Genomic DNA, 21,051 nt, shown 5'->3' with positions numbered 1-21,051 from the left:
ATGCTGAATCGGACTGTCAGTCTCACGACTTCCATACCGACGCCACAACGGCAGTGACACGTGCCGGCGGCCGGATGAGAAGATGCTCCTCCAGCTCCAGCTCCAGCTCCAGCTCAGCCCAGCAGGTCAGCGCTGGCCACCTTTACCGCGTCAGCGAAGGTGCCGTTCACCGTCACCGCCGGCACGGCCATCATCAGGTTCACCGCGTAGCCGAAGTTCTCGACGAACGTACCGTCCGGATCCGTCGGACGCTCACCGGCGACCTCGTCGACCGGACCGTAGAACTCCCGCACCCGGTCGACGGCGGTCGCCCCGTCGTCGGAGTAGATGTACAGCTTCTTGCCCAGCGCGTGGGCGTAGCCGAGTTCGAAGCAGGTCCCCGAGTCCGGCTCCGACCCCCGGAAGTGGTTCACGTTCGCGATGACCGCGTCTGAGGCACGGATACGCGAGACGTTCTTCTCGAAGATCCACGCAGGGTCCGGCGCGCCGCTGACCGGTGCCGACACTCCGCCGGTACCGCCGTCCATGTCACCGTCGACCCCGGCATCCAGCGGCGCAATCGGCGTCAGGCCGTGCTCCCGGCACAGTCGACGCATCTCTTCGACGACCGGCGCGGCGTCCGGGAGGAATACCTCCGGGCCGGCCAGGTACACCTTGATCTCTGTCGCCATCTCCCGGCTCATCTCCATTCGTCTTTCCGTCATCGTTATGTTCCCCACCGCTTCCGTGCGGCGTTCTCCAACAGCGCCGCCACCCCGTAGAGGATCAGTGCGGTCACTGTCACCACCGTCACTGACGCCCACACCACATCGGTGTCGGCACTGCCCACTGCGGTGATCACCACGGATCCGATGCCTTGACCGGTCGCCAACCACTCGGCCAGCAACGCCCCGGACAGCGCGCCCGGAATGGCGATCCGGACTGCGGCGAAGATGGCGGGAAGGCAGGCGGGGACCCGTATCTTCACCAGCTCCCCGGCCCGTCCTGCGCCGTAGGTGCGCACCAGGTCGATCAGCGCCGGAGGTACGTTCTTCAGCGCCGAACCGATGTTCACGAGCGCGGGGAAGAACACGATGATCGCCCCCATCATCGCCACGGTGAACTGGCCGCGTCCGAAGATGATGATCAGCACCGGGGCGATCGCGACCAGCGGAACCGACTGGAAGAACAGCGCCAGCGGCATCAACGCCCGTTCGAGCGTGGGGAAGACCAGGAACAACGATGCCGCGACAACGGCCGCCGCCAGGCCCAGGACGAAGCCCATGCCGGTATCCAGCAGGGTGCGCCACAACTCGGGCAGCAGGGCCAGGAAGTGGTTCTGCCCGTCGGCGCTGTCACTGTTGTCGGCGAGATAGCCCACCACTTCGGCCGGAGTGCGTCCCACGAACGGGGAGATGCCGAACAGGCGCAGACCGAAGGTCCACACCGCGCCGATGACCACCAGGGACACGACAACATCGCCGGTGACGGCCCAGGGCGAGCGCGGAGTGCGTTTCGTCGCTGTGGTCGACACCTCGGTGACGCCCCAGCCGAGGCGGGTGACCAACTGCGACAACAGCGCCATCAGTGCGAACCACGCGCCGGCCAGCAACGCCGCCGCCAACGCCAGGGCCCACGTGCGCGAGACGTCCGACGCCTGCTGTGCGTTCAACAACGCCGGCCCGAGTCCACGGTCCACGCCACCGACGTACTCACCGAGGATCGCGCCGAGCACGGAGATCGGTGCCGCAACCTTCAGCGCGGTGAGGATCGACGGCACGGCTGCGATGAGCTGCACCTTCATCAGCCGGGTCAGTCGCGACCCGCCGTAGACGTCCACGAGGTCGAGGGAGCGCTGGTCGGCGGCGTCTAGTCCGAGCAGGGTCCCGACGACGGTGGTGAAGAAGATCGCCAGGGCTGAGAGAAGGACCGCGGTGGCCGACGGGTCGCCGCTGGACGGTGCACCGATCATCAGGTAGATCACCGGCCCCACGGCGATGATCGGCAGGGAGTAGGTGATCACCGCGACCTGCATGACGATCCCGCGCAGCCGGGGGAACAGCAGTGCCAGCACCGACGCGGCGATCGCCAGTCCGACGCCGAGCAGATAGCCTTGACCGGCCTCCATGGCGGTGACCTTGAGGTTGACCCAGTAGAAGGTCAGCCCGTCGTCGGCGATACGCGAGACGATCTCGCCGGGGGTGGGGATGGTCTCCAGCGGCCGCAGGACGGTGGCCGCCAGGATCCACCAGGCCGCGAGGACGCCGACCAGGACAAGTAGGACGTTGACGGTGCTGCGAGCCCCGGCAGCGCCGCGAGCTCCACGAACTCCGGAGGTTGCGCGCGGCCGCGTCACGGTGCCTCCCGGGTTTCGGGCGTGTCCGGAGTGTTCTCGAAGGAGAACAGTAAGTCGGAGACGTGGTCGACGATCGCGTGGAACTCCGGGGTCCGCATCATCTCGGGGGTGCGGGGCCGGGGCAGGTCGACCTCGACGATCTCACGGACGGTGCCGGGCCGGGCACTCATCACGGCGATGGAGTCGGCGAGGAACACCGCCTCGGCGATCCCGTGGGTCACTAGAAGCGTGGTGGCCGGATTCTCCGTCCAGATGCGCTGCAGCTCCAGGTTCATCCGTTGACGTGTCATGTCGTCCAGCGCGCCGAAGGGCTCGTCGAGCAGCAGGACGGATGGATCGGCGGCCAGGGCGCGGGCGATGGAGACACGCTGGCGCATGCCGCCGGAGAGCTGGCTTGGTTTTGAGTCCTCGAAGCCCTCGAGTCGTACCAGTCTGATGAGGTCGGCGAGCACATCGTCCGGCAACGGGGCTTTGGCGATCTCGCGGGGCAGCCGGATGTTCGAGGCGACCGAGCGCCAGGGGAGCAGGGCGGCGTCCTGGAACGCGATGCCGAGTTCGTGGCGGCTGCGCAGCTCCTTCGGGGTGAGGTCATGCACGGTGGCGGAGCCTTCCGTGGGGTCCTCCAGTCCGGCGAGGATGCGCAGGACGGTGGACTTGCCGCAGCCGGACGGGCCGACGAGGGCCAGGAAGCTGCCGTGGGGGATGTCCAGACTTACCGAGTCCAGGGCGGTGACCCCGCCGGGGAACATCTTGGTGAGGTTGTCGAGTCGGATGCCGCTGGGCGCGGCGGCGCCTGTGGTGTCGGGAGTGGTCACGCTGCGTCCTTCGGGTCGGCGGGTACGGGGTCTCTGAGGTCGGGGTTCTCCTCGTAGACCTCGTCGAGCAGGCTCATGTCGAACAGTTCGTCTGTGCTGACGTCGATGCCGCTGAGACGCAGGGACTCGACGTTTTCGGCCATGGCGTCGTCGGTGAGTCGGAACAGTTCGCCGGGAGCCGTCTGGTCGTTGTCGATGAACTCGATCTGTGCCTCGGCCTGCAGGAGTTCCTTTTCAGGGTCCAGGCCCAGGTCGGCACCGTAGATGTCGGTGGCCAGTTCTGCCCCGCGTCGAGGGTCGTCAATGGCCTCCCTCCAGCCTCGGATGGATGCTTCGAGGAACTTCTTCAGGTTCTCGCGGTTGCCGTCGATGCTCTCCTGGGATACCGCGTAGGCTGCACCGGCGAAAGGCATGCCGTGGTCGGCCAGGTCCAGGGATACGACGTCGTGACCGGCGCGTTGCAGATCGATGAGCTGGTTGGCGGTAAGACCGTGGAAACCGTCGACCTCGCCACTGGTCAGTACGGCGGTTTCACCGGCGGGGACGAACGTGATGGTGGACGGGTCGATGTCGTTGGCGCGGGCGAGACCCTCCACCATCGACTGGGCGGTTCCTGGCGTCACGGCGATGCGTGCGCCCTCGAGGTCAGCTGGCGTGCGAATCGCGGAGGGCCCGTTCATGGAGATGATGGTGAAGGCGTTCCTCGCGTAGATCGCCCCGATGATCTTGATCGGCATTCCCTCGGAATCGATGGCATTGGCGGTGCCCAGTGCGGTTGATCCGGCGACGGTGGCGTGCCCGGTCGCCGCCGATTGCTCCACCGCAGTCGGCCCGGCGATCAGGTCGACTTTGGAAAACCCCGCGTCGCGGTAGTAGCCGTCATGGTCGGCGATGTATTCGCCGGCGTTCTGCGAGTTCTTCACGAACGCCAGTTGGATACGTAGGGCGTCATCGTCGAGACCCCGCAGAGCGCATCCGCTCAGAACGAGTGCGGTGACAGCCAGGACGGCGGTGAGGACGGTGCTGGTGCGGCGGGCGGTGCCGTGTCGGCGCATGGCGGGGCCGACTGCCAAGGTGGAGGCGTCGTCGGCTCCCGGGGGTCTCCGGGTGAACGTCATGGGGTCACTGTACGGGGCGGACGGGACACTGGCACGATGAGTCCGGTCAGGGAAGAACACAGACGAATACGGAAGCATACGGAAGCATATGGAGATGAGCACTGTGACTGAATCGACGGAACCCCGGATCCCGGTCTTCCTTGACTGCGACACCGGCATTGACGACGCCCTCGCCCTCGGCTACCTGCTGGCCACGCCTACCGTGGCGCTGGTCGGCGTAGGCTCCGTCCACGGAAACCTCGACGCGCCGGGTGGCGCAGAGAACACCCTGCGTCTGCTGGAAATGACGGGACACGACGACATTCCGGTCGCGGTCGGTGCATCCGACCCGCTGGTCGGCTCTTTCTTCGGGGGTGCGGTACGGGTGCACGGTGAGGACGGTGTCGGAGGCACCCGTGAGACGGTGCTTCCTGCGACATCGGCCAGTGTGGCGGACGTCGATGCCGTCGATCTGCTGCTGCGACTGTCCTGTGAGCACGAGGGGCAGCTGCGCATCCTCGCCGTTGGGCCGCTGACGAACCTGGCGTTGGCGCTGCGGCGTGACCCCGGTATCGTCGACCGGGTTGCCGAGGTGACCGTGATGGGTGGGGCCGCGATGGTGCCGGGCAACATCACACCCGTAGCGGAGGCGAACATCGGTCACGACCCGGAGGCGGCGCAGGAGGTGCTCTCCGCATCCTGGCCGGTCACGCTGGTTCCGCTGGACACCACGATGGTCAACACCTTCGAGACCACCGATATTGAGAGTCTGCAGCACTCTTCCACGCCGGTCGTGGCGGCGATCGGTCAGATGCTGGACTACTACGCTGACTTCTATCAGGGCGTTTTTGGTCGACGGTGCTGCGCCCTGCATGATCCTCTGGCCGCCGCCATCGCAGTGGGGGAGGTGGAGCTGATTCGGGCGCCAAGGGTTCCGGTCGAGGTGGACACGACCACCGGCCCGGGCAGGGGGCAGACCGTGTGCGATCTGCGGCACCAGCGTGCCGCGGGCTCGGAGGGCGTGGATGTCGACGGCGCGAATGTGCGGGTCGTCCTGCAGTCCGCCGACGGTTTTCCGCAGGTACTCCGGCAGCGGCTGCTGAGCCTGTAGCGGGTGTCGGAAGGTCACCCCGACAGATACCACGCTCCTGTGTGCCCGTTTCCACTCCCTACGTCGAATCATCGCCCTTCCAGGCACCGTTTATGTCTTTTTTGCTACCTGGAAAGGCGATGATTCGACGTAGTGGTGCTGCGGTGAAACCTTTAACCACTACGAAACACCATTCGTACTGATCGGCAACACAAGCCCATCATCATCGTCAGAGTATCGATCAAACGACAGATACTCAAAGGATGAGACGATGAGCACCACCAGTACAGAAGAGAGAGCACGGGATCTCCACGTCACCGACAGCGTGACCAATGCCCGCAGCGATGCCCGCGCGCAGGGCACACGGACCAACCCTTACATGCCTTACGTCCCGGCGAACTCCAGCCCATACACTCCGGACGATGTCGACCCGGACAGACTCACCTGGGCAGAGACCGTCGGCCCCGGCAGCTACACCCACAAGGTCGTGGCCCGCGGAACCCGTATCCGCCTTGAGGATGTCGACGGCACTACCTGCGCCCACGTCCTGCTGTTCAACGCTATGGAGCCCTGGGAACGCTACAACGCTGCCGATTCCGTGAAGATCCCCTGGCAGGCCTACGTCACCACTGGCCACCCACTGCTCTCCGGTGAAGGCCGCGTGCTGGCCACTGTCGTCGAGGACTCCTCCGCCCACCACGACACCTTCTGCGGCACTATGACCGACACCCAGACCGCCCGCAAGTACGGCGATCCTGCCATTCATGGCATCTATCCCTCCGGGCAGGGCCTGTTCGAGCAGGCCGGGGCCAAACACGGCCTCGCGCCCCGTGACCTTCCACCCTCGATCTCTTTCTTCAAAGGCACCCACGTGGAGACAGACGGCACCATCGCTTTCACCGGCGGAGCAGGGGAAGGAACCCATGTGGACCTTGTCGCAGAGATGCCCCTGATCATCCTCATCGCGAATTCGCCGCATCCCCTCGCCCCGGAAGAGAGCTATGTGAACGGGCCCTTGCGTGTCCACGCCTGGCGCGGCGAGCCCACCCGACCCAGCGAGCAGATGTCCCCGGAGAACAAGCGCGCCTACCTCAACACCGTCGACTACATTGAAGCGAGGGCCCTCTGATGACCACAACCACCGCCATCAACTCCACCGTCGAACCCGGTGCCATCCACTCACCCGACAGCGTCCTGGACTACAGCGAACCCGCCGTCGCCGGCGCGATGATCCTCGACGAGATCGTCGCGCCCCGCGACGGCTGGTCGGCAGAAGTCAAGAAGGGCGATGTCCTCACCATCATCGATGTCGGTGGCAACCAGTCCGCGGACTGCCTGATCTACGACGCCGCAGAGACCGCCGAGCGCTACAGCGTCCCACACACCCTGGCCGAGCAGCGCAATGTCTACGTGCGCACCGGCACCGTCCTGCAGTCCAACCTGGCCAATCCACTGATGACCGTAGTCGCCAACGAAGTTGACCGCCAGGACACGATCGGTGGCGCCTGTGGCAAAGAATCCAACACGCTGCGCTACGGCCACCACACTCACCACGACCACGGCTGTCGTGAGAACTTCCTCGTCGAGGCGCGTAAGTACGGGATGGGTCCGCGTGACCTGGTCTCCAACCTCAACTGGTTCATGAATGTTCCTGTCGAGCAGGACGGGACACTGGGCATTGTCGACGGCATGTCCGCTCCGGGTCGTCGTGTGGCCGTACGTGCCGAGCGCGACGTGCTGGTCATCGTCTCCAACTGCCCGCAGATGAACAACCCCTGCAACGACTTCAACTGCACCCCACTGCGGATGACCGTCACCCGCCCCGCAACTGCCGCCGCCTAGAAGGACCACTAGACATGTTTGACAGCCTGCTCATCGCCAACCGCGGCGAAATCGCCCTGCGCATCATCCGTTCCGCCCGCGCCCGCGGCATCCGCACCATCGCCGTCTACTCCGAGGCCGACATCGCTGCACCGCACGTCCGGGAGGCCGATGAAGCCCACGTGCTCGGCCCCGGGCCGGCAGCGGAATCCTACCTCGACATCGACAAGATCCTCGCCGTCGCCGCCGATTCGAAGGCTGGTGCGGTGCACCCGGGCTACGGCTTCCTCTCCGAGAACGCCGACTTCGCCCGCCGCGTCGAGGCCGCCGGCATGCGCTTCGTCGGTCCGACCCCCGAACAGCTCGAAAGCTTCGGGGTCAAGCACACCGCCCGCGAGCTCGCGAACGCTGCCGGGGTCCCCATGCTGCCGGGCACCGGGTTGCTGCAGACCGCGCAGGACGCTGTGGCCCAGGCCGAGGAGATCGGCCTGCCGGTGATGGTCAAGGCATCCAGCGGCGGCGGTGGCATCGGCATGCAGGCCTGCACCACCGCTGCAGAGGTCGTCGAGGCCTTCGAGGCGGTGGAGAAGATCGCCACGAAGAATTTCGGCTCCGGCGGGGTGTTCCTCGAACGTCTGGTACGGCCCGCCCGCCACGTCGAAGTCCAGGTCTTCGGCGACGGCACAGGTAACGTCGCGGTCATCGGTGACCGCGACTGTTCCCTGCAGCGCCGCAACCAGAAGGTCCTCGAGGAAGCTCCGGCTCCCGACCTCCCCGAGGCCGTGCGTCGTGGGATCCACGAGTCGGCCCGCTCCCTGGCTGCTTCGGTGGACTACCGTTCCGCCGGCACCGTGGAGTTCATCTACGATCCGTCCCGTGAGGAGGCATACTTCCTGGAGATGAACACTCGCCTGCAGGTAGAGCATCCCGTCACGGAGGAGGTCTACGGTGTGGATCTCGTCGACTGGATGCTCACGCTGGCGCAGGGGCGGCTGGATGCAGGCGTCTTCGACACCGACCCACAGCCCACCGGCTGGGCGGTGGAAGCCCGCGTGTACGCCGAGGACCCCGCCAAGAATTGTGAGCCCAGTCCCGGCCTGGTCACCAACGCCGTCTTCCCCGAGGGGATCGACGGGGTACGCGTCGACGGCTGGGTCGAGACCGGCCTGGAGATCCCCCACTTCTACGACCCGATGATCGCCAAGGTCATCGCACACGCTGACGACCGTGACGGTGCCCGCGATAAGGCCCTCGACCTGCTGAATACTGCCCTGGGTGACACCCGCATCGACGGGGTGACCACCAACCTCGGTCTGCTGCGCGCTATGACCGGCAAAACCGACGCAGCCGCTGAGGTCCGTACCATCACACACTCCACCCTCACCCTAGCCGCCACGTTTGACCCGGATCCGCGTATCGACGTCGTCGCTCCCGGCATGCTTACTACCGTGCAGGACTGGCCCGGGCGCAAGGGATACTGGCAGGTCGGTGTCCCGCCGTCGGGCCCGATGGACGATCTATCCCTCCGCGAGGCCAACACCGCCGTCGGCAATCCCGCGGGTGCCCCAGCGCTGGAGTGCACGTCATCGGGGCCCACCCTGCGGTTCTCCGACGCCGCCGTCATCTGTATCACTGGTGCTCCGGTCAGCTGCACTATTGACGGCGACCCGGTAGCGCAATGGTCCCCGGTGACTGTGGATGCCGGGCAGACTCTGCGCATCGGCACCGTGTCGGAGGCCGGGCTGCGCGTCTACCTTGCCGTGCGCGGTGGGTTCGACCTCCCCAAGTACCTCGGTTCGGCGTCCACCTTCACCCTCGGCAACTTCGGTGGTCACGCCGGACGTGCCCTGCGCGCCGGCGACGTCCTGCGTCCCGCGCCGGTCGCCGACGATGCCCCGGCGCCGTCCACTATCCCTACTGAACGGCGCCCGGAGATCACCACACACTGGCGCATCGCGGTGACAGAAGGCCCGCACGAGGCCCCGGAGTTCTTCACACCCGAGGACATCGACACCCTCTACGCCACCGACTACGCGGTGCACCATAATTCCGCGCGCACCGGTGTACGCCTCATTGGCCCGCGACCCACCTGGGCACGCGAGGACGGCGGGGAGGCAGGCCTGCACCCGTCGAATATCCACGACAACGCCTACGCGGTCGGTGCTCTCGACTTCACCGGCGACACTCCGATCATCCTCGGCCCCGACGGCCCCAGCCTCGGCGGTTTCGTCTGTCCCGCCGTCGTCGCCAGCGGTGACCTGTGGAAGCTCGGCCAGCTACGTCCCGGGGACACGATTCGCTTCGTACCCGTGCGTGAGACTGACGCCGCGGCAACCGTCGAGCACTGCGTTAGTCCGGATGACATCGTATCTGGTGGCGACGGCGACCACGGGGTCCTCGCCCACGACGAGGCCACCGACGGGCGTCCCGCCGTGACCTACCGTCGCGCCGGTGACACTAACCTGCTCGTCGAGTTCGGTGACCTCGTCCTCGACATCGGGCTACGCATGCGCGTGCATGCCCTGATGACCGAGATCGAGAAGCGGATCGACAACCAAGAGATCGACGGCGTCATCGACCTGACCCCGGGCATCCGGTCGTTGCAGATTCACGTCGACCCCGACACTGTCCTGCCGAGCGACATGGTTGCCGTGGTGCGCGGTATCGAGGAGGTCATCCCGGACACCGAGGAACTCCAGGTGCCGTCCCGACGTGTCCGCCTGCCGCTGTCCTGGGACGACCCGCAGACTCGCCTGGCGATTGAGCGCTACATGAACGGCGTGCGAGACGACGCCCCCTGGTGCCCCTGGAACATTGAGTTCATCCGCCGGATGAACGGCCTGGAGACGGTCGAGGACGTCTACGACACTGTCTTCGATGCGTCCTACCTGGTTCTCGGCCTCGGCGACGTCTACCTCGGCGCGCCCGTCGCCACCCCGCTGGATCCCCGTCACCGCCTGGTCACCACCAAATATAACCCGGCGCGGACCTGGACCCCGGAGAACGCTGTCGGCATCGGCGGTGCTTACCTGTGCATCTACGGCATGGAAGGCCCCGGCGGTTACCAGTTCGTGGGCCGCACGACGCAGGTGTGGAATCGCTTCCGCACTGGGGGACTGTTTCAGGGGAACCCGTGGGCACTGCGGTTCTTCGACCGCATTGAGTGGTATCCGGTCTCCCACGAGAAGTTGATGGACATGCGCGCCGAGACCGGTGCCGGACGCGGTGTGGTCGACACCGAGGAAGGCGCCTTCTCCTACGCCGAGTACCGCCGATTCCTCGACGACAACGCCGACTCCATCGCCGAGTTCCGTGCCACACAGGCCACGGCCTTCGACGAGGAGAAGGAGCGCTGGCGCGTCTCCGGTGAGTTCGAGGTCAGGGATGAACCCGAGGTGGTCGAGGACGCCACTGAGATCGAGGTACCGGAGGGCTCCGACGGCGTGTACGCGCCGTTGCCGTCGACGTTGTGGCAGCTCGTCGTCGCCGAGGGTGACACGGTGAAGGCCGGCGACCGGCTGGCGTCGCTGGAGGCGATGAAGATGGAGACCCCGATCCTCGCCGAGTGCGACGGGGTGGTCTCGGGTGTCTTCGCCGGGGTCGGCGAGCAGGTCGGTCAGGGGCAGGTGCTGGTCAGCATCAGCCCGGCGTGAGGACACCCACCGCTGAGCGTGCCACGGCATCGGCTACTGAACGTGCTGCCGCCGTGTCCTCGCTGGTGGTGGGCGACGACTCGGCACGCAGAGGTATCACTGACTCGACCATGTAGAACGGCAGGTCGAGGTGCTCGTCCGGAAGGGCAGTATTTCCTGCGACGCAGCGTGCGAGGTTGCGGTAGCTGTCGCGCAGCTCGGCACGCAGGGCGTGAAACTGCTCGAAATACGGGTCGCGGATTTCCGGGGCGCCGTAGAGTGAGGCCAGGTTCCATTTGTCAGTCAGCAGCAGGTAGGCGTCCTCGGCGGCGAGGTGGCGCAGAATGTCGGCGGGGGACATGGGGGACCCGGGAGCGCCATCGGCAGTGCTGGTCGGGTCCAGCAGTGACCGGGACAGCTGCACCGACGGTTCGACGGTCTGTAGTAGCAGTGCCAGCAGCAGTCCTTTCTTTCCTGGGAAGTAGTGGTAGATCGTAGCCTGACGGATGCCCGCAGCCTCGGCAAGCTGTCGAGTACTCACCGACCCGTAACCTTCGGTGGTGAACAGTTCGGCGGCGGCGTCCAGCAGCTCGGCACTGGTGTCGGTGCCGTCCCAGCGGGGCGCGGACGCCCGGGGGCGTCCCGGTTTGCGCGGGGGCTCAGGCTTGTTCTGGGGCTTCACGGACGACTTCACGGACGGTTCCGGCACGTCAGGGCTCCTCGCGGACAGGGGGCGATTGTGGTCTGGTATCAGTGATCCAACATACGTCGTAGGATCGGCACCCACGGCTCAGGGTCGGGAAAACCCGGTGCTCTGAGGGATTGCGCCGAGGCGGCGTACCACTCATCCGGCCCCACGGACGACAGCGCGCCGGGTGAGGTCATTGACATCAGCAACGCCATTGCGGTGCGCCCGTTGCCGTCGCGGAATGGATGGCACCACAGGTACTCGGCGAGGAACCGACACAGCGGTTCCAGCGGGATCGGTATACCGTTCGCCTGATGTCCCCGACAGATCATCAGGTCATCGACGGCGAGAGCCAAGTGGTGGTCGATGGCGGGAACTGGGGCGAAAGCGATGCCTTGGCTCGACAGATTCACGAACCGCAGGTGGCCTGCCCAGGCGAACACGTCGCCGAAAAGTGCGTCGTGTAGTTTCAACAGGCCGGTGGCGTCACTGACGACGTCCGCACCCCTGTCTCCTGCGACCATGCGCAGGGCGCAGAGCCGACCGGTAAGGTCGTTGAGCAGGACCGGCGAGGTCAGTCCTGGTAGGTTGCGCAGCACACGGTGTCCTGGGGCACAGTAGGTGGGTGTGCCGAACATGCGACGCCAGCGCGGGACGCGGGGGAGATCGAGGGAGCGGTCAGTGTCCTTCGCGGCACGGATCTCGCGGATAACGGCTTCCTCGACGTCTGCGGCTCCTTCAGCAACCTGGGAGAGTATCTGGCGGAATCCTCTGGTGAAGTGGCACCCCTCGATGCGCTGAGCTGTCTCGATGTCACGCAGTCGTGCGGGGTTCACTCGTCACGACCTGGCTTGTCTGCGGGACTTTTACCGGCGGTATCGACGCTGAATGCCGAGGTAGACAGCAGATAACGCAGGGTGCGTACGCTACCGCGCACAGTGGCCGCCGCTGCACGCAGGCGATGTGCGGCATCTTGCGGCAGCGCGGTGACCGTGATGCGCCCGAAGCGCTGAAAGACCTGGTCATCGGTCACCCCCAGGTCCAAGTCCACCCGGAGTGAGAGGGCGTCAGCGAAAGCCTGCTGCAGGTCCTGGACGATGGAGGAGTCGAGATAGCGAGCATCCGTGGTGGCGAGACGATATGAGGTCGACAGTTCGCTGCTGCCGGACGCCAACGCGGACCATCTGGCGATTTTGACCACTGGGGTAAGGACTTCGGACTTGAGGTTCACGGAGTTCTTGCGCCACAGGCCTGTCAGCCGGGGTGGGCAGGTCGACACGGCGTCGCGCAGCATGTCTGCAAGCATGGGGGAGTCGCGGAAGTCCTCGGTGGCGGCGGTCCGAAGGGAGTGGTTCGCGTCAGCGAGGAGACCAAGCCGCACCACGGCGGAATTCTGGTGCGGATGGGCCATCCATGTGCAGGCATCCTGACGCCACTGCTCGACGGTGGACGGGAGCGCATGTCCGGTGGGTTGCACGCCGTTGGCGTCACCGCGGATCCCGGCGTTCAGCAGGACGTCGAGTCTCGGCGTGGGACCAGGACCTACGCGGATCACGTCGAGGTCGGAGGACGGTATCGCCTCGCCGCGACCGACCGAGCCGGTGGCGGCGAGGTTGTCGTCGAGGCGTCCGCGGAGTGCCGCCGACCATTCTCCGGTGACCTCGGTCGCGGCGCGCCCCTGCGCTCGGTCGCGGCGAAGCTGCTCGAGTAGCGCGGTGAGATCGGGATCACGGAGGTTACCGAGAGGCATGAGTACATTGTGCCATCCGGTGGTGCTGCCGGAGAGAAGAGAAACCGGGAACCAACCTCACCGACATCCAGGGGAAACATGCGGTCGCTTGAATAGCTGTCAAACGACAGAAACTCCCGACCCGAGGACGCCATAAGAATGTCAACACACACCTCCGCAACATCATCCAGGTCATCGTTGCCGCCTAAATCCGGCACTGTTGCGGCTACCGCTGACGCTGATGACCTGGGCTCCCTCGGTTACGACCAGCAGCTGCACCGTAATCTCGGCCGTTTCGCGTCCTTCGCCGCCGGGTTCAGCTTCGTCTCCATCCTCACCACCATCTTCCAGCTCTTCGGTCTGGGGTTCGGATTTGGCGGACCTGCCTTCTTCTGGACCTGGATCGTGGTCTTCCTCGGTCAATATATGGTGGCGCTGTGTTTCGCGGAACTCTCCGCGCGCTACCCGGTCTCCGGCGCGATCTACCAGTGGTCCCGGCGTATGGGCGGCGAAGTCCTCGGCTGGTTCGGCGGCTGGTTCATGATCCTCGCCCAGATCGTCACCGCCTCCGCCGCAGCGATCGCCATGCAGGTGGTGCTGCCGAACATCTGGTCCGGTTTTCAGATCATCGGCGACGACCCTGCACTAGCTTCACCATCCGGTGCGTCCAATGCCGTCCTGCTCGGCGCGATCCTGCTGGTGGTCACCACCACGATCAACTGCCTCGGCGTGCGGTGGATGAGCTACGTGACCACCATCGGGGTGATCTGCGAACTTGTGGGTGTGGTGGCCATCATCGGTGTGCTGTTTACCCACGCCAACCGCGGGCCGGACGTGGTCTTCGACACCGGGGCCTCCGGCGGTGACGGCTACATCTGGGCCTGGATCGCCTCCGGGCTGATGGCCGCTTACGTGATGGTCGGTTTCGGCAGCGCCGGTGAGCTCGCCGAGGAGACGAAGAACCCGCGTCGGGTCGCACCGAAGACAATTCGACAGGCACTGACGCTGTCCGCTCTCGGCGGTGGGCTGCTGATTATCGGTGCGCTCATGGCAGCTCCGTCGTTGACCGACGGGCAGCTGGCCGAGCAGGGGCTGCCGTACGTGCTCAACGCTGTGCTCTCTTCACCGTGGGGGACGGTCCTGCTTATCGACGTCGCCATCGCCGTGCTGATCTGTACCCTGGCGATCCAGACCGCGGCGTCGCGCCTGATGTTCTCCATGGCCCGCGACGGGCGGTTGCCTGCCTCGAAGCGCCTCGCTCACGTGAACTCGCGGACCGGCACCCCGATTCTGCCGTCGATCCTCGTCGGCGTCGGTTGCCTGCTGGTGCTGCTGGTCAACGTCGGCAACGACGCTATCTTCGCCACCCTGACCAGCGTGTGCATCATCCTGATCTACCTCGCGTATCTCATGGTCACCGGGCCGCTGCTGGTCCAGCGGTTCAAGGGCTGGCCCGGTAAGCGCGGCGAGGAGACCGACGCCGAAGGCCGGCCGCTGTTCACCCTGGGCAGGATCGGGGTGCTGGTCAACGCCCTCGCCGTGGGCTACGGGGCGTTGATGGTCATCAACCTGTCGTGGCCGCGCGCCGAGATTTATAATCCCTCCGGCGATATGCCCTGGATGCAGTGGGCTGGACCAATCGCGGTTGCGGTGTGCGTGCTGGCCGGACTGGTGGCGTTCCCATGGACCAAAGCGCACCCGCGACCTGTGAAAGTGGGGGAGTGAGGACCGTGAGTGACATGACGACATTCAGAACCTTCAGGACACAGGATGACGCCCACCGCGCGTTGGACGGTGCCTACCGTGCCCTCGCCGAGGACGATGCATCCAACGCTTTCATCTCCCTCCTGTCCCACCAGGACGCTCGGGACGCGGTGGACACAGCTTTCCGGGAGGTACCCGACGGCCGACTCACCGGGATGATCATTGCGGTGAAGGACAATATCGACGTGGCAGGGTTCGACACCACTGCCGCCTGCCCCGGTTATGCCTACCGGCCGGCGCAGGACGCCGCCTGTGTGGCGGCACTGCGAGCGTCCGGCGCGGTGGTGATCGGGAAGACCAACCTTGACCAGTTCGCCACCGGACTCGTCGGCACCCGTTCTCCCTACGGTGCGGTGAGCGACGCTGCTGTGCCGGAGCGGATCTCCGGAGGATCGTCGTCGGGGTCCGCGGTGGCGGTGGCCGCGAGGATTGTCGACGCGGCCCTGGGTACCGACACCGCAGGCTCTGGACGGGTGCCGGCCGGGTTGCAGGGCATCGTCGGTATCAAGGCGACCGTGGGTGTGGTCTCCACTGAGGGGGTTGTGCCTGCGTGTGCAAGCTACGACTGCGTGACCGTGTTTGCCGGGAGCAGTGCAGACGCTGAGGCAGTCATGGGCGTGATGGCCTCGACCGGATCCCGCGAATGGCCGTCCGACGTACGGTTCACCGCGCCGACGACGCCGGTGGTCGGTGCTCCCGCAGACCTGCCCGGTCTGTCGGCGTCGTGGCGGGAGGCCTTCGATGGGGCGGTGGAGCATCTGCGCGCCACCGGCTGTGAGATCCGGATCATCGACCTCGCCCCTGCGCTCGAGGCCGCCCGAATGCTGTACGACTCCGCCCTGGTCGCAGAGCGCGCTGAGGCGGTGGGGGAGTTCGTCGAGGCGGCGTCTGCCGACGACGGCGGGAACCGTGGTGCCGGCGCGGGGCTCGACCCGACCGTCGCCAGCATCGTCACCGGTGCCACCCAGTGGAATGGCGCCGACGTCCTGCGTGCCCGGCGACTCCTCGCGGAGCGGGGACGGGCTGCGATGCAGGAGTGGGATGGTGTGGATGTCGTCGTTGTTCCCACTGCGCCATTCCATCCCACGATCGCCGCTGTGGAAGCCGACCCGGTCGGGGTGAACTCCGCGATGGGCACCTACACCAACTTCTGCAACCTGCTGGACCTCTGCGGGGTCGCCGTGCCATGGACCACTGTGGATGACAGCGGACGGCCCGAGGACGGGGAGAGCGCACGGTTGCCGGCAAACTTCGGTGTCACCATCCTCGGCCGAGCCTTCGAGGACGGGGTGGTGGGCGGCGTGGCATCGTTGTTCGGTGGTGCTGCGTGCCCGGAGGATGTGTCGACGTCGTGGACGGTGAGTGGGGGTGACGGTGCCAACGTCAATGCGGTGCCGGTGGTCGTATTCGGTGCGCACCTGCGTGGCCAGCCACTCAACTGGGAACTGCGGGCGCTGGGGGCGGCCTTCGTCGGTGACGTGGAGACGACGGCCGATTACCACTTGTATGCGCTGGATACGGTGCCGCCGAAACCTGGACTGACCGGTCCGGTGGAGGGTGGACACAGGATCCTCGGGGAGGAGTGGCTAATTACCCCCACTGGGCTCGGACGTTTCCTCGCTGGCCTCCCTGCACCGATGGCGTTGGGGCGGGTGACGTTGTCGGACGGTCGGCAGGTCACCGGGTTCACCTGTCAGCCGGCGGCAGTGGAGGGAGCGCAGGATATCTCTAGGTTCGGTGGGTGGCGGGAGTATGTGTCGCCGGCGCGGTCTGGAGGCCGGAGCTGATGCACGCGATAGTGAACGGCACTGCCCGGGTACGTCGGCGGGCCCGCCCTGCCGAGTGGTTGTGGGTGTGCAGACGGCATTACATCTGCGGTGCCAGCGAACTCCGCGTTGCGCCTACACGGTGACCAGCCGCGCCAGCGCACGGTCGGAGTTCCGCGGCCCCACCGCGCAGATCCCCATGGGTGGCCCGTCCACCGGCAGAGGACTGCTGACCGCCGGACGGCCGGTGATCCCGGCCAGGCACGTCAGCTGGAACGTGTCAGCCCGTGCGGTCTCGATCGTCTCGCCGCCCAGCTCAGCGCTTTCCCGGTCCGGTGCGACGGAGGACGCGGAAGGCAGGATCAGCACGGAGTTTCCTAGGGCGTCGTTGATGATGCCGCGGGCCTCGTCGAGCGTCCGGTCAGCGGAGGTCAGGTCCGCGTCGGTGTACCCGGCCGCCGTCTCGAACCGGGACCGGACGTCGGGGTTCAGCGAGTCCCAGTGTTCCTCGATCCAGGCGCCGTGGGCCTGCCAGGCTTCGTAGCCCTGCCGGGTCTGGAAAGCCCCCACCCAGTCGGGGAGCACCGCCGCGTCAAACTGGATCTCCTCCACCGGAAGGTCACCGGACCAGTTCCGCAGTGCGTCCTCCACCGCTCCTGCCACCTCGGGATCAGCGATGTCCAGGAGGGATCGCGCGTAGACCACGCGGTCGACGTCGACGGTCTCGGGAAGAACGGGTTCCAGGACATCCGCCACCTCGTACAGCGCTTCCCGGGTCGACGTCAGCCAGCCGACGGTGTCGAAGGACGGGGCGAGGGGGATCAACCCCTCCCGCGAGATCGCGCCGTGAGTCGTCCTTATCCCGAAGAGTCCCTGGTAGGACGCTGGGATGCGGATGGAACCGCCGGTGTCCGTGCCCAGGCCGATGGTGGCTTCCCCGAGGGCGACGGCGGCCCCGGATCCGGACGTCGACCCACCGGGAATGCGGTCGGGTGCCGTGGGATTCGGCGGGATGCCGTAGTGGCCGTTCGTCCCGGCGAGGCTGTAGGCGAATTCATCAGTCCTAGCGATGCCGGCGATCGCCGCACCGGCGGACAGCAGGCCGGTCACCGCGGGAGCGGACGACAATTCTGGTCGTGCCTGTGCCAGCCACTCTTCGTTACCGGCGCCGATGACGTGTCCCTCGACGGCGTACAGGTCCTTGACGGCGACCGTCCCTCCGTCGAGGATGCCGGAGCCTGTCGGTTCCGCCAGTGGGGTGCCGTACTCACGCCAGACGGTGGTGTCAACATCGGCGCCGGCGGTACCGGAGGGTGTGGCATCCGAGGACGTCGTCGATGCGGCGTTGCCTGGGTCGTCGGAACCGCAGGCGGCCAGGCCCATAGCCCCAGCCGCGGACATTCCCGTGAAGAGGAAGAATGTTCGTCGGGACATGGTGGGTTTGGCGGGCATGGTGTCCTCCGGAGGGCCGGGTCGGGGAATGCGTGGTTGGTGGCACCCAGTGTGGCCCGGAGATGTTTCACCTCAGTGACGGCGAGGTAAGCGCCGCGTTCACTCCAGATGTCGCCTGCCGACTTCTTGCACCCTGTGCCGGCACAACTGCTGCCGCAGCCATTCTTCGACCGGCGGGAACCGTCGCGCACGACGCCAGATGACGTCGACGTTCACGTTCCAGTCGGTGAACGGGTAGGCACCCAGGTCCAGTTCGACGAGTTCCCCGGCGGCGATCTCGTCGAGGATCAGCTGGCGGGGCACTGTCGCCCAGCCCACGCCGGCGAGCGCGAGGTGGATCAACGACTGGTAGCTGTCCGAGTGCCAGGTCTGAGTGGACTGGAGGTACTCACTTGTCGGCAGCGACTCCGCGTGTGCGGTGTACGCCAGATGCCGGTGGTCTCTCATGTCCTCGAGGGACGGGTGGTCCACCGTGGCCAGCGGGTGGCTCCGGTGGACCACGTGGGAAATGATCAGTCGACCCAGCTGGCGGAAGGCGATCTCCTCCGGGTACTCCGGGACGGCGAAGGCAATGCCGAGGAGTGCCTCGTCCTGCATCACCAGGGAGGTGACGTCGCCGTTCGCCGGGTTCTTGATCGTCAGATCCACGTACGGGTAGGCCCGGGCGAACTGGGCGAACACGGCCGTGACCTGTCGGTGTGGGACGCCGACGGCGACGGTGATGCTCGGGGGTTCACCGGCGGCGAGGGCGTCGCCGTGCCGTTCGAACTCGATACCGCGGTTGTACAGCGCCTTGGCCTCCTGTAGTAGAGCAGTTCCGGCCGAGGTCAACGCCGGGAACCTCGAAGACCGGTCGAAGAGTTCAGTGTCTAGGGCGATCTCGAGGTTGGCGATTGAGGTGCTCACGGTGGACTGACTCCGCCCCATCTGGCGGGCCGCCGCAGAGAAGGAGCCGTGGCGTGCGGCGAGGACGAAGGCCTCGACCTGTTCGAGGGTGAGTCGCATGCCGGGAAGTTTACTACCGGTAGGGGGGATCCATCGGTTATGTCGATGGTTCCTCACTTCCGACATTATCGTGGACTCCATAGTGTCCGACTCCATGACAACAGCAACTGACCAATCCGAGACCGATCTGGCATTCCTTCGTCGTGCCATCGCCCTGTCCGTGGTGTCCCGGGATCGGGGACGACACCCATTCGCCGCGATCGTGGTGGACAGGCACGGCGACGTTATCGTCAGCCGTGGAAACAACTCCATGCCGCCGGAGGGGGACCCCACACAGCATGCGGAACTGAGCGCCGCCGCCGAGGCCGCGCGGCTTCGCCCGTTGGAGGAGCTGACGGACGCCACCCTCTACACCAGTGCCGAACCCTGCGCGATGTGCACCGGAGCGGTCTACTGGACCGGCATTGGACGCATCGTCTATGCACTCTCCGAGAAGCGGTTGTCCACGTTGACCGGTGATGACCCGGAGAACCCGACGATGGATCTGCCGTGCCGCGAGGTTGCGTCGAGGGGTCTACGTCCCGTCGACATCGTCGGGCCGCTGCTCGAGGACGAGGCCGCCGAGCCCCACCTCGGATTCTGGAACCACCGGGAGGGGCAGTTCTGTGACTGAGCACATGAATGAACCCTTACGTCGCCGGAGCCGTCGAGTTCCTTCCGCGTCCGTCCTCGCCGTAGGTGCCTTCGTCGCCCTCACCGCGTGTACCGGTGGTGACGCGCCGTCGCCCTACGACGGTGAGATCGGCTCCACAGATCTTTCAGCATCCTGTCCAGACACTGTCACCGTGCAGGTCGACTGGTTCCCCGGAGCAGAGGAGGCCCATCTCTACGAACTGTTCGACGCTTCAGGTGAGGGGGCGGACGCTGTCACCGTCGATGCCGACGCCAAGCGTGTTACGGGGCCTTTGTTCGACGGCGACAACGGCTACACGGGTGTCGACCTTGAGATCCGCTCCGGTGGTCCGGCGATCGGGAATCAATCGGTGACGTCACTGATGTACCAGGATCCGGACATCATGCTTGGCTACGTCAACATGGATTCCGCGGTTCAGCATTCGACTGACATGCCCACCGTGTCAGTGATGTCCACGCTGGACAAGAGCCCGCACATGATCATGTGGGATCCTGAAACCCACCCTGACGTGCATGCGATCGAGGACCTCGGCGATGAGGGAGTGGACGTCCTGTACTTCTCGGACGAGACGTACATGAAGTACCTCATCGGTGAAGGCATCCTCGACGAGTCGCAGACCGACTCGAGTTACGACGGGTCGCCGTCGAACTTCGTCGCGTCAGACGGCGAGAAGGCACAGCAGGGGTTCTCGTCCACCGAGCCCTACCAGTACGAGCACGAGGTCGAGGGTTGGATGCGACCGGTGGACTACCAGCTCGTGCACGACACCGGATTCCAGACCTACAAGTCCACCCTCGCGGTGAAGGCCGATCAACTCGAGACACAGTCTGACTGTCTCAGGGGCCTAGTCCCGGTGTTCCAGCGTGGACTGGCGGACTACATGGACACGCCGGAGGACACGAACAGCTTCATCGTTGACGTGGTCGACCAGTTCAATGCGGGCTGGATTTACGGTGTGGACATCGCCGACTACGGTGCGACGACGATGCGGGATGAGGGGTTGGTCGCCAATGGTACGGACGGGACCCTCGGCTCCTTCGACGGAAGCCGGGTGTCGACGTTAGTCGACCAGCTTGGGCCGATTTTCGCCGTTCAGGGAACACCGGTCGCACACGGGCTGATCTCCGAGGATCTCTACACCAATGAGTTCCTCGACACGGCGGTCACGTTGCGGAAGAGATGAACCGCCGATGCCCCTGACCGCTGTAATGCGGCGCTTTCCC

17 protein-coding genes are annotated in these 21,051 nt (G+C 65.9%); 8 read left to right on the top strand and 9 right to left on the bottom strand.

Going from position 1 to position 21,051, the window contains the following annotated elements:
* Positions 1–113: 113 nt before the first annotated feature.
* The 4 genes from CGLY_RS11055 to CGLY_RS11040 all read right to left on the bottom strand — a co-directional run bounded on the left by CGLY_RS11055 (position 114) and on the right by CGLY_RS11040 (position 4,268).
* Positions 114–704: a nucleoside 2-deoxyribosyltransferase gene (locus CGLY_RS11055; protein WP_227590252.1), complete on the bottom strand. Its 591-nt coding sequence runs from the start codon at positions 702–704 to the stop codon at positions 114–116.
* 2 nt (positions 705–706) lie between these two features.
* Positions 707–2,335, bottom strand: coding sequence for an ABC transporter permease (locus CGLY_RS11050; protein WP_038549409.1), 1,629 nt, complete (start codon positions 2,333–2,335; stop codon positions 707–709).
* The gene (locus tag CGLY_RS11045) at positions 2,332–3,084 is read right to left on the bottom strand and encodes an ABC transporter ATP-binding protein (protein ID WP_081804061.1); all 753 of its coding nucleotides are present in this window, start codon (positions 3,082–3,084) and stop codon (positions 2,332–2,334) included. The genes CGLY_RS11050 and CGLY_RS11045 overlap by 4 nt, the downstream gene beginning before the upstream one ends.
* Before the next feature lie 62 nt (positions 3,085–3,146).
* Positions 3,147–4,268: an ABC transporter substrate-binding protein gene (locus tag CGLY_RS11040; protein WP_052540063.1), complete on the bottom strand. Its 1,122-nt coding sequence runs from the start codon at positions 4,266–4,268 to the stop codon at positions 3,147–3,149.
* Positions 4,269–4,362: 94 nt separating this feature from the next.
* Between CGLY_RS11040 and CGLY_RS11035 the strand changes: the two genes are divergently transcribed.
* The 4 genes from CGLY_RS11035 to uca all read left to right on the top strand — a co-directional run bounded on the left by CGLY_RS11035 (position 4,363) and on the right by uca (position 10,811).
* Positions 4,363–5,358, top strand: coding sequence for a nucleoside hydrolase (locus tag CGLY_RS11035; protein ID WP_038552696.1), 996 nt, complete (start codon positions 4,363–4,365; stop codon positions 5,356–5,358).
* Between the two features lie 250 nt (positions 5,359–5,608).
* Positions 5,609–6,466, top strand: a complete 858-nt coding sequence (locus CGLY_RS11030) for an urea amidolyase associated protein UAAP1 (RefSeq protein ID WP_038549407.1) — start codon at positions 5,609–5,611, stop codon at positions 6,464–6,466.
* A 98-nt stretch (positions 6,467–6,564) separates the two neighbouring features.
* Positions 6,565–7,179, top strand: a complete 615-nt coding sequence (locus CGLY_RS11025) for an urea amidolyase associated protein UAAP2 (RefSeq protein ID WP_227590448.1) — start codon at positions 6,565–6,567, stop codon at positions 7,177–7,179.
* A gap of 14 nt (positions 7,180–7,193) precedes the next feature.
* Positions 7,194–10,811, top strand: coding sequence for an urea carboxylase (gene uca / locus CGLY_RS11020; RefSeq protein ID WP_038549403.1), 3,618 nt, complete (start codon positions 7,194–7,196; stop codon positions 10,809–10,811).
* Here the strand turns inward: uca and CGLY_RS11015 are convergent.
* Genes CGLY_RS11015 through CGLY_RS11000 form a run of 3 tightly spaced genes read right to left on the bottom strand, consistent with a single transcriptional unit; the run spans position 10,798 to position 13,228 of the window.
* On the bottom strand, positions 10,798–11,499 hold the full coding sequence (locus tag CGLY_RS11015; protein ID WP_052540059.1) for a TetR/AcrR family transcriptional regulator: 702 nt from the start codon (positions 11,497–11,499) through the stop codon (positions 10,798–10,800). The genes uca and CGLY_RS11015 overlap by 14 nt on opposite strands.
* A gap of 41 nt (positions 11,500–11,540) precedes the next feature.
* A complete protein-coding gene (locus CGLY_RS16790) occupies positions 11,541–12,314 on the bottom strand; it encodes a Fic family protein (RefSeq protein ID WP_052540058.1) in 774 nt (257 codons plus the stop codon).
* On the bottom strand, positions 12,311–13,228 hold the full coding sequence (locus tag CGLY_RS11000) for a putative nucleotidyltransferase substrate binding domain-containing protein (RefSeq protein ID WP_081803886.1): 918 nt from the start codon (positions 13,226–13,228) through the stop codon (positions 12,311–12,313). Before CGLY_RS11000 ends, CGLY_RS16790 begins: the two co-directional genes overlap by 4 nt.
* A 138-nt stretch (positions 13,229–13,366) precedes the next feature.
* On the opposite strand from CGLY_RS11000, the gene CGLY_RS10995 reads away from it, so the two are divergent.
* Together CGLY_RS10995 and atzF are read left to right on the top strand one after the other, a co-directional pair.
* Positions 13,367–14,932 carry an amino acid permease gene (locus CGLY_RS10995; protein ID WP_081803885.1) on the top strand — a complete coding sequence of 522 codons (1,566 nt, stop codon included), beginning with the start codon at positions 13,367–13,369 and terminating at the stop codon, positions 14,930–14,932.
* 14 nt (positions 14,933–14,946) lie between these two features.
* Positions 14,947–16,758, top strand: coding sequence for an allophanate hydrolase (atzF, locus tag CGLY_RS10990; RefSeq protein ID WP_038549399.1), 1,812 nt, complete (start codon positions 14,947–14,949; stop codon positions 16,756–16,758).
* Positions 16,759–16,872: 114 nt separating this feature from the next.
* Here the strand turns inward: atzF and CGLY_RS10985 are convergent, their stop codons facing one another.
* Both CGLY_RS10985 and CGLY_RS10980 read right to left on the bottom strand, forming a co-directional pair.
* Complete coding sequence (locus tag CGLY_RS10985) at positions 16,873–18,189, bottom strand: amidase family protein (protein ID WP_227590251.1); 1,317 nt, start codon at positions 18,187–18,189, stop codon at positions 16,873–16,875.
* A gap of 99 nt (positions 18,190–18,288) precedes the next feature.
* Positions 18,289–19,194: a LysR family transcriptional regulator gene (locus CGLY_RS10980; protein WP_038549396.1), complete on the bottom strand. Its 906-nt coding sequence runs from the start codon at positions 19,192–19,194 to the stop codon at positions 18,289–18,291.
* A gap of 94 nt (positions 19,195–19,288) precedes the next feature.
* Between CGLY_RS10980 and CGLY_RS10975 the strand changes: the two genes are divergently transcribed.
* A complete protein-coding gene (locus CGLY_RS10975; protein ID WP_038552681.1) occupies positions 19,289–19,807 on the top strand; it encodes a nucleoside deaminase in 519 nt (172 codons plus the stop codon).
* Positions 19,800–21,011 (top strand): ABC transporter substrate-binding protein, encoded by a 1,212-nt coding sequence (locus CGLY_RS10970; RefSeq protein WP_320406887.1) that lies wholly within the window; start codon positions 19,800–19,802, stop codon positions 21,009–21,011. Before CGLY_RS10975 ends, CGLY_RS10970 begins: the two co-directional genes overlap by 8 nt.
* Positions 21,012–21,051: the final 40 nt, after the last annotated feature.

The organism is Corynebacterium glyciniphilum AJ 3170 (genome assembly GCF_000626675.1).
In the GTDB taxonomy this organism is placed as follows: domain Bacteria; phylum Actinomycetota; class Actinomycetes; order Mycobacteriales; family Mycobacteriaceae; genus Corynebacterium; species Corynebacterium glyciniphilum.
This window is presented reverse-complemented; position numbering and strand designations above follow the sequence as displayed.

Bases quoted from the DNA above. Each gene is read 5' to 3' on its own strand.
- CGLY_RS11035 (WP_038552696.1), top strand. From the start codon at position 4,363: ATGAGCACTGTGACTGAATCGACGGAACCCCGGATCCCGGTCTTCCTT.
- CGLY_RS10975 (WP_038552681.1), top strand. From the start codon at position 19,289: ATGACAACAGCAACTGACCAATCCGAGACCGATCTGGCATTCCTTCGT.
- CGLY_RS11045 (WP_081804061.1), bottom strand. From the start codon at position 3,084: ATGTTCCCCGGCGGGGTCACCGCCCTGGACTCGGTAAGTCTGGACATC.
- CGLY_RS11025 (WP_227590448.1), top strand. From the start codon at position 6,565: ATGATCCTCGACGAGATCGTCGCGCCCCGCGACGGCTGGTCGGCAGAA.
- atzF (WP_038549399.1), top strand. From the start codon at position 14,947: ATGACGACATTCAGAACCTTCAGGACACAGGATGACGCCCACCGCGCG.
- CGLY_RS11055 (WP_227590252.1), bottom strand. From the start codon at position 704: ATGACGGAAAGACGAATGGAGATGAGCCGGGAGATGGCGACAGAGATC.
- uca (WP_038549403.1), top strand. From the start codon at position 7,194: ATGTTTGACAGCCTGCTCATCGCCAACCGCGGCGAAATCGCCCTGCGC.
- CGLY_RS10980 (WP_038549396.1), bottom strand. From the start codon at position 19,194: ATGCGACTCACCCTCGAACAGGTCGAGGCCTTCGTCCTCGCCGCACGC.
- CGLY_RS11040 (WP_052540063.1), bottom strand. From the start codon at position 4,268: ATGACGTTCACCCGGAGACCCCCGGGAGCCGACGACGCCTCCACCTTG.
- CGLY_RS11000 (WP_081803886.1), bottom strand. From the start codon at position 13,228: ATGCCTCTCGGTAACCTCCGTGATCCCGATCTCACCGCGCTACTCGAG.
- CGLY_RS10995 (WP_081803885.1), top strand. From the start codon at position 13,367: ATGTCAACACACACCTCCGCAACATCATCCAGGTCATCGTTGCCGCCT.
- CGLY_RS10985 (WP_227590251.1), bottom strand. From the start codon at position 18,189: ATGCCCGCCAAACCCACCATGTCCCGACGAACATTCTTCCTCTTCACG.
- CGLY_RS11030 (WP_038549407.1), top strand. From the start codon at position 5,609: ATGAGCACCACCAGTACAGAAGAGAGAGCACGGGATCTCCACGTCACC.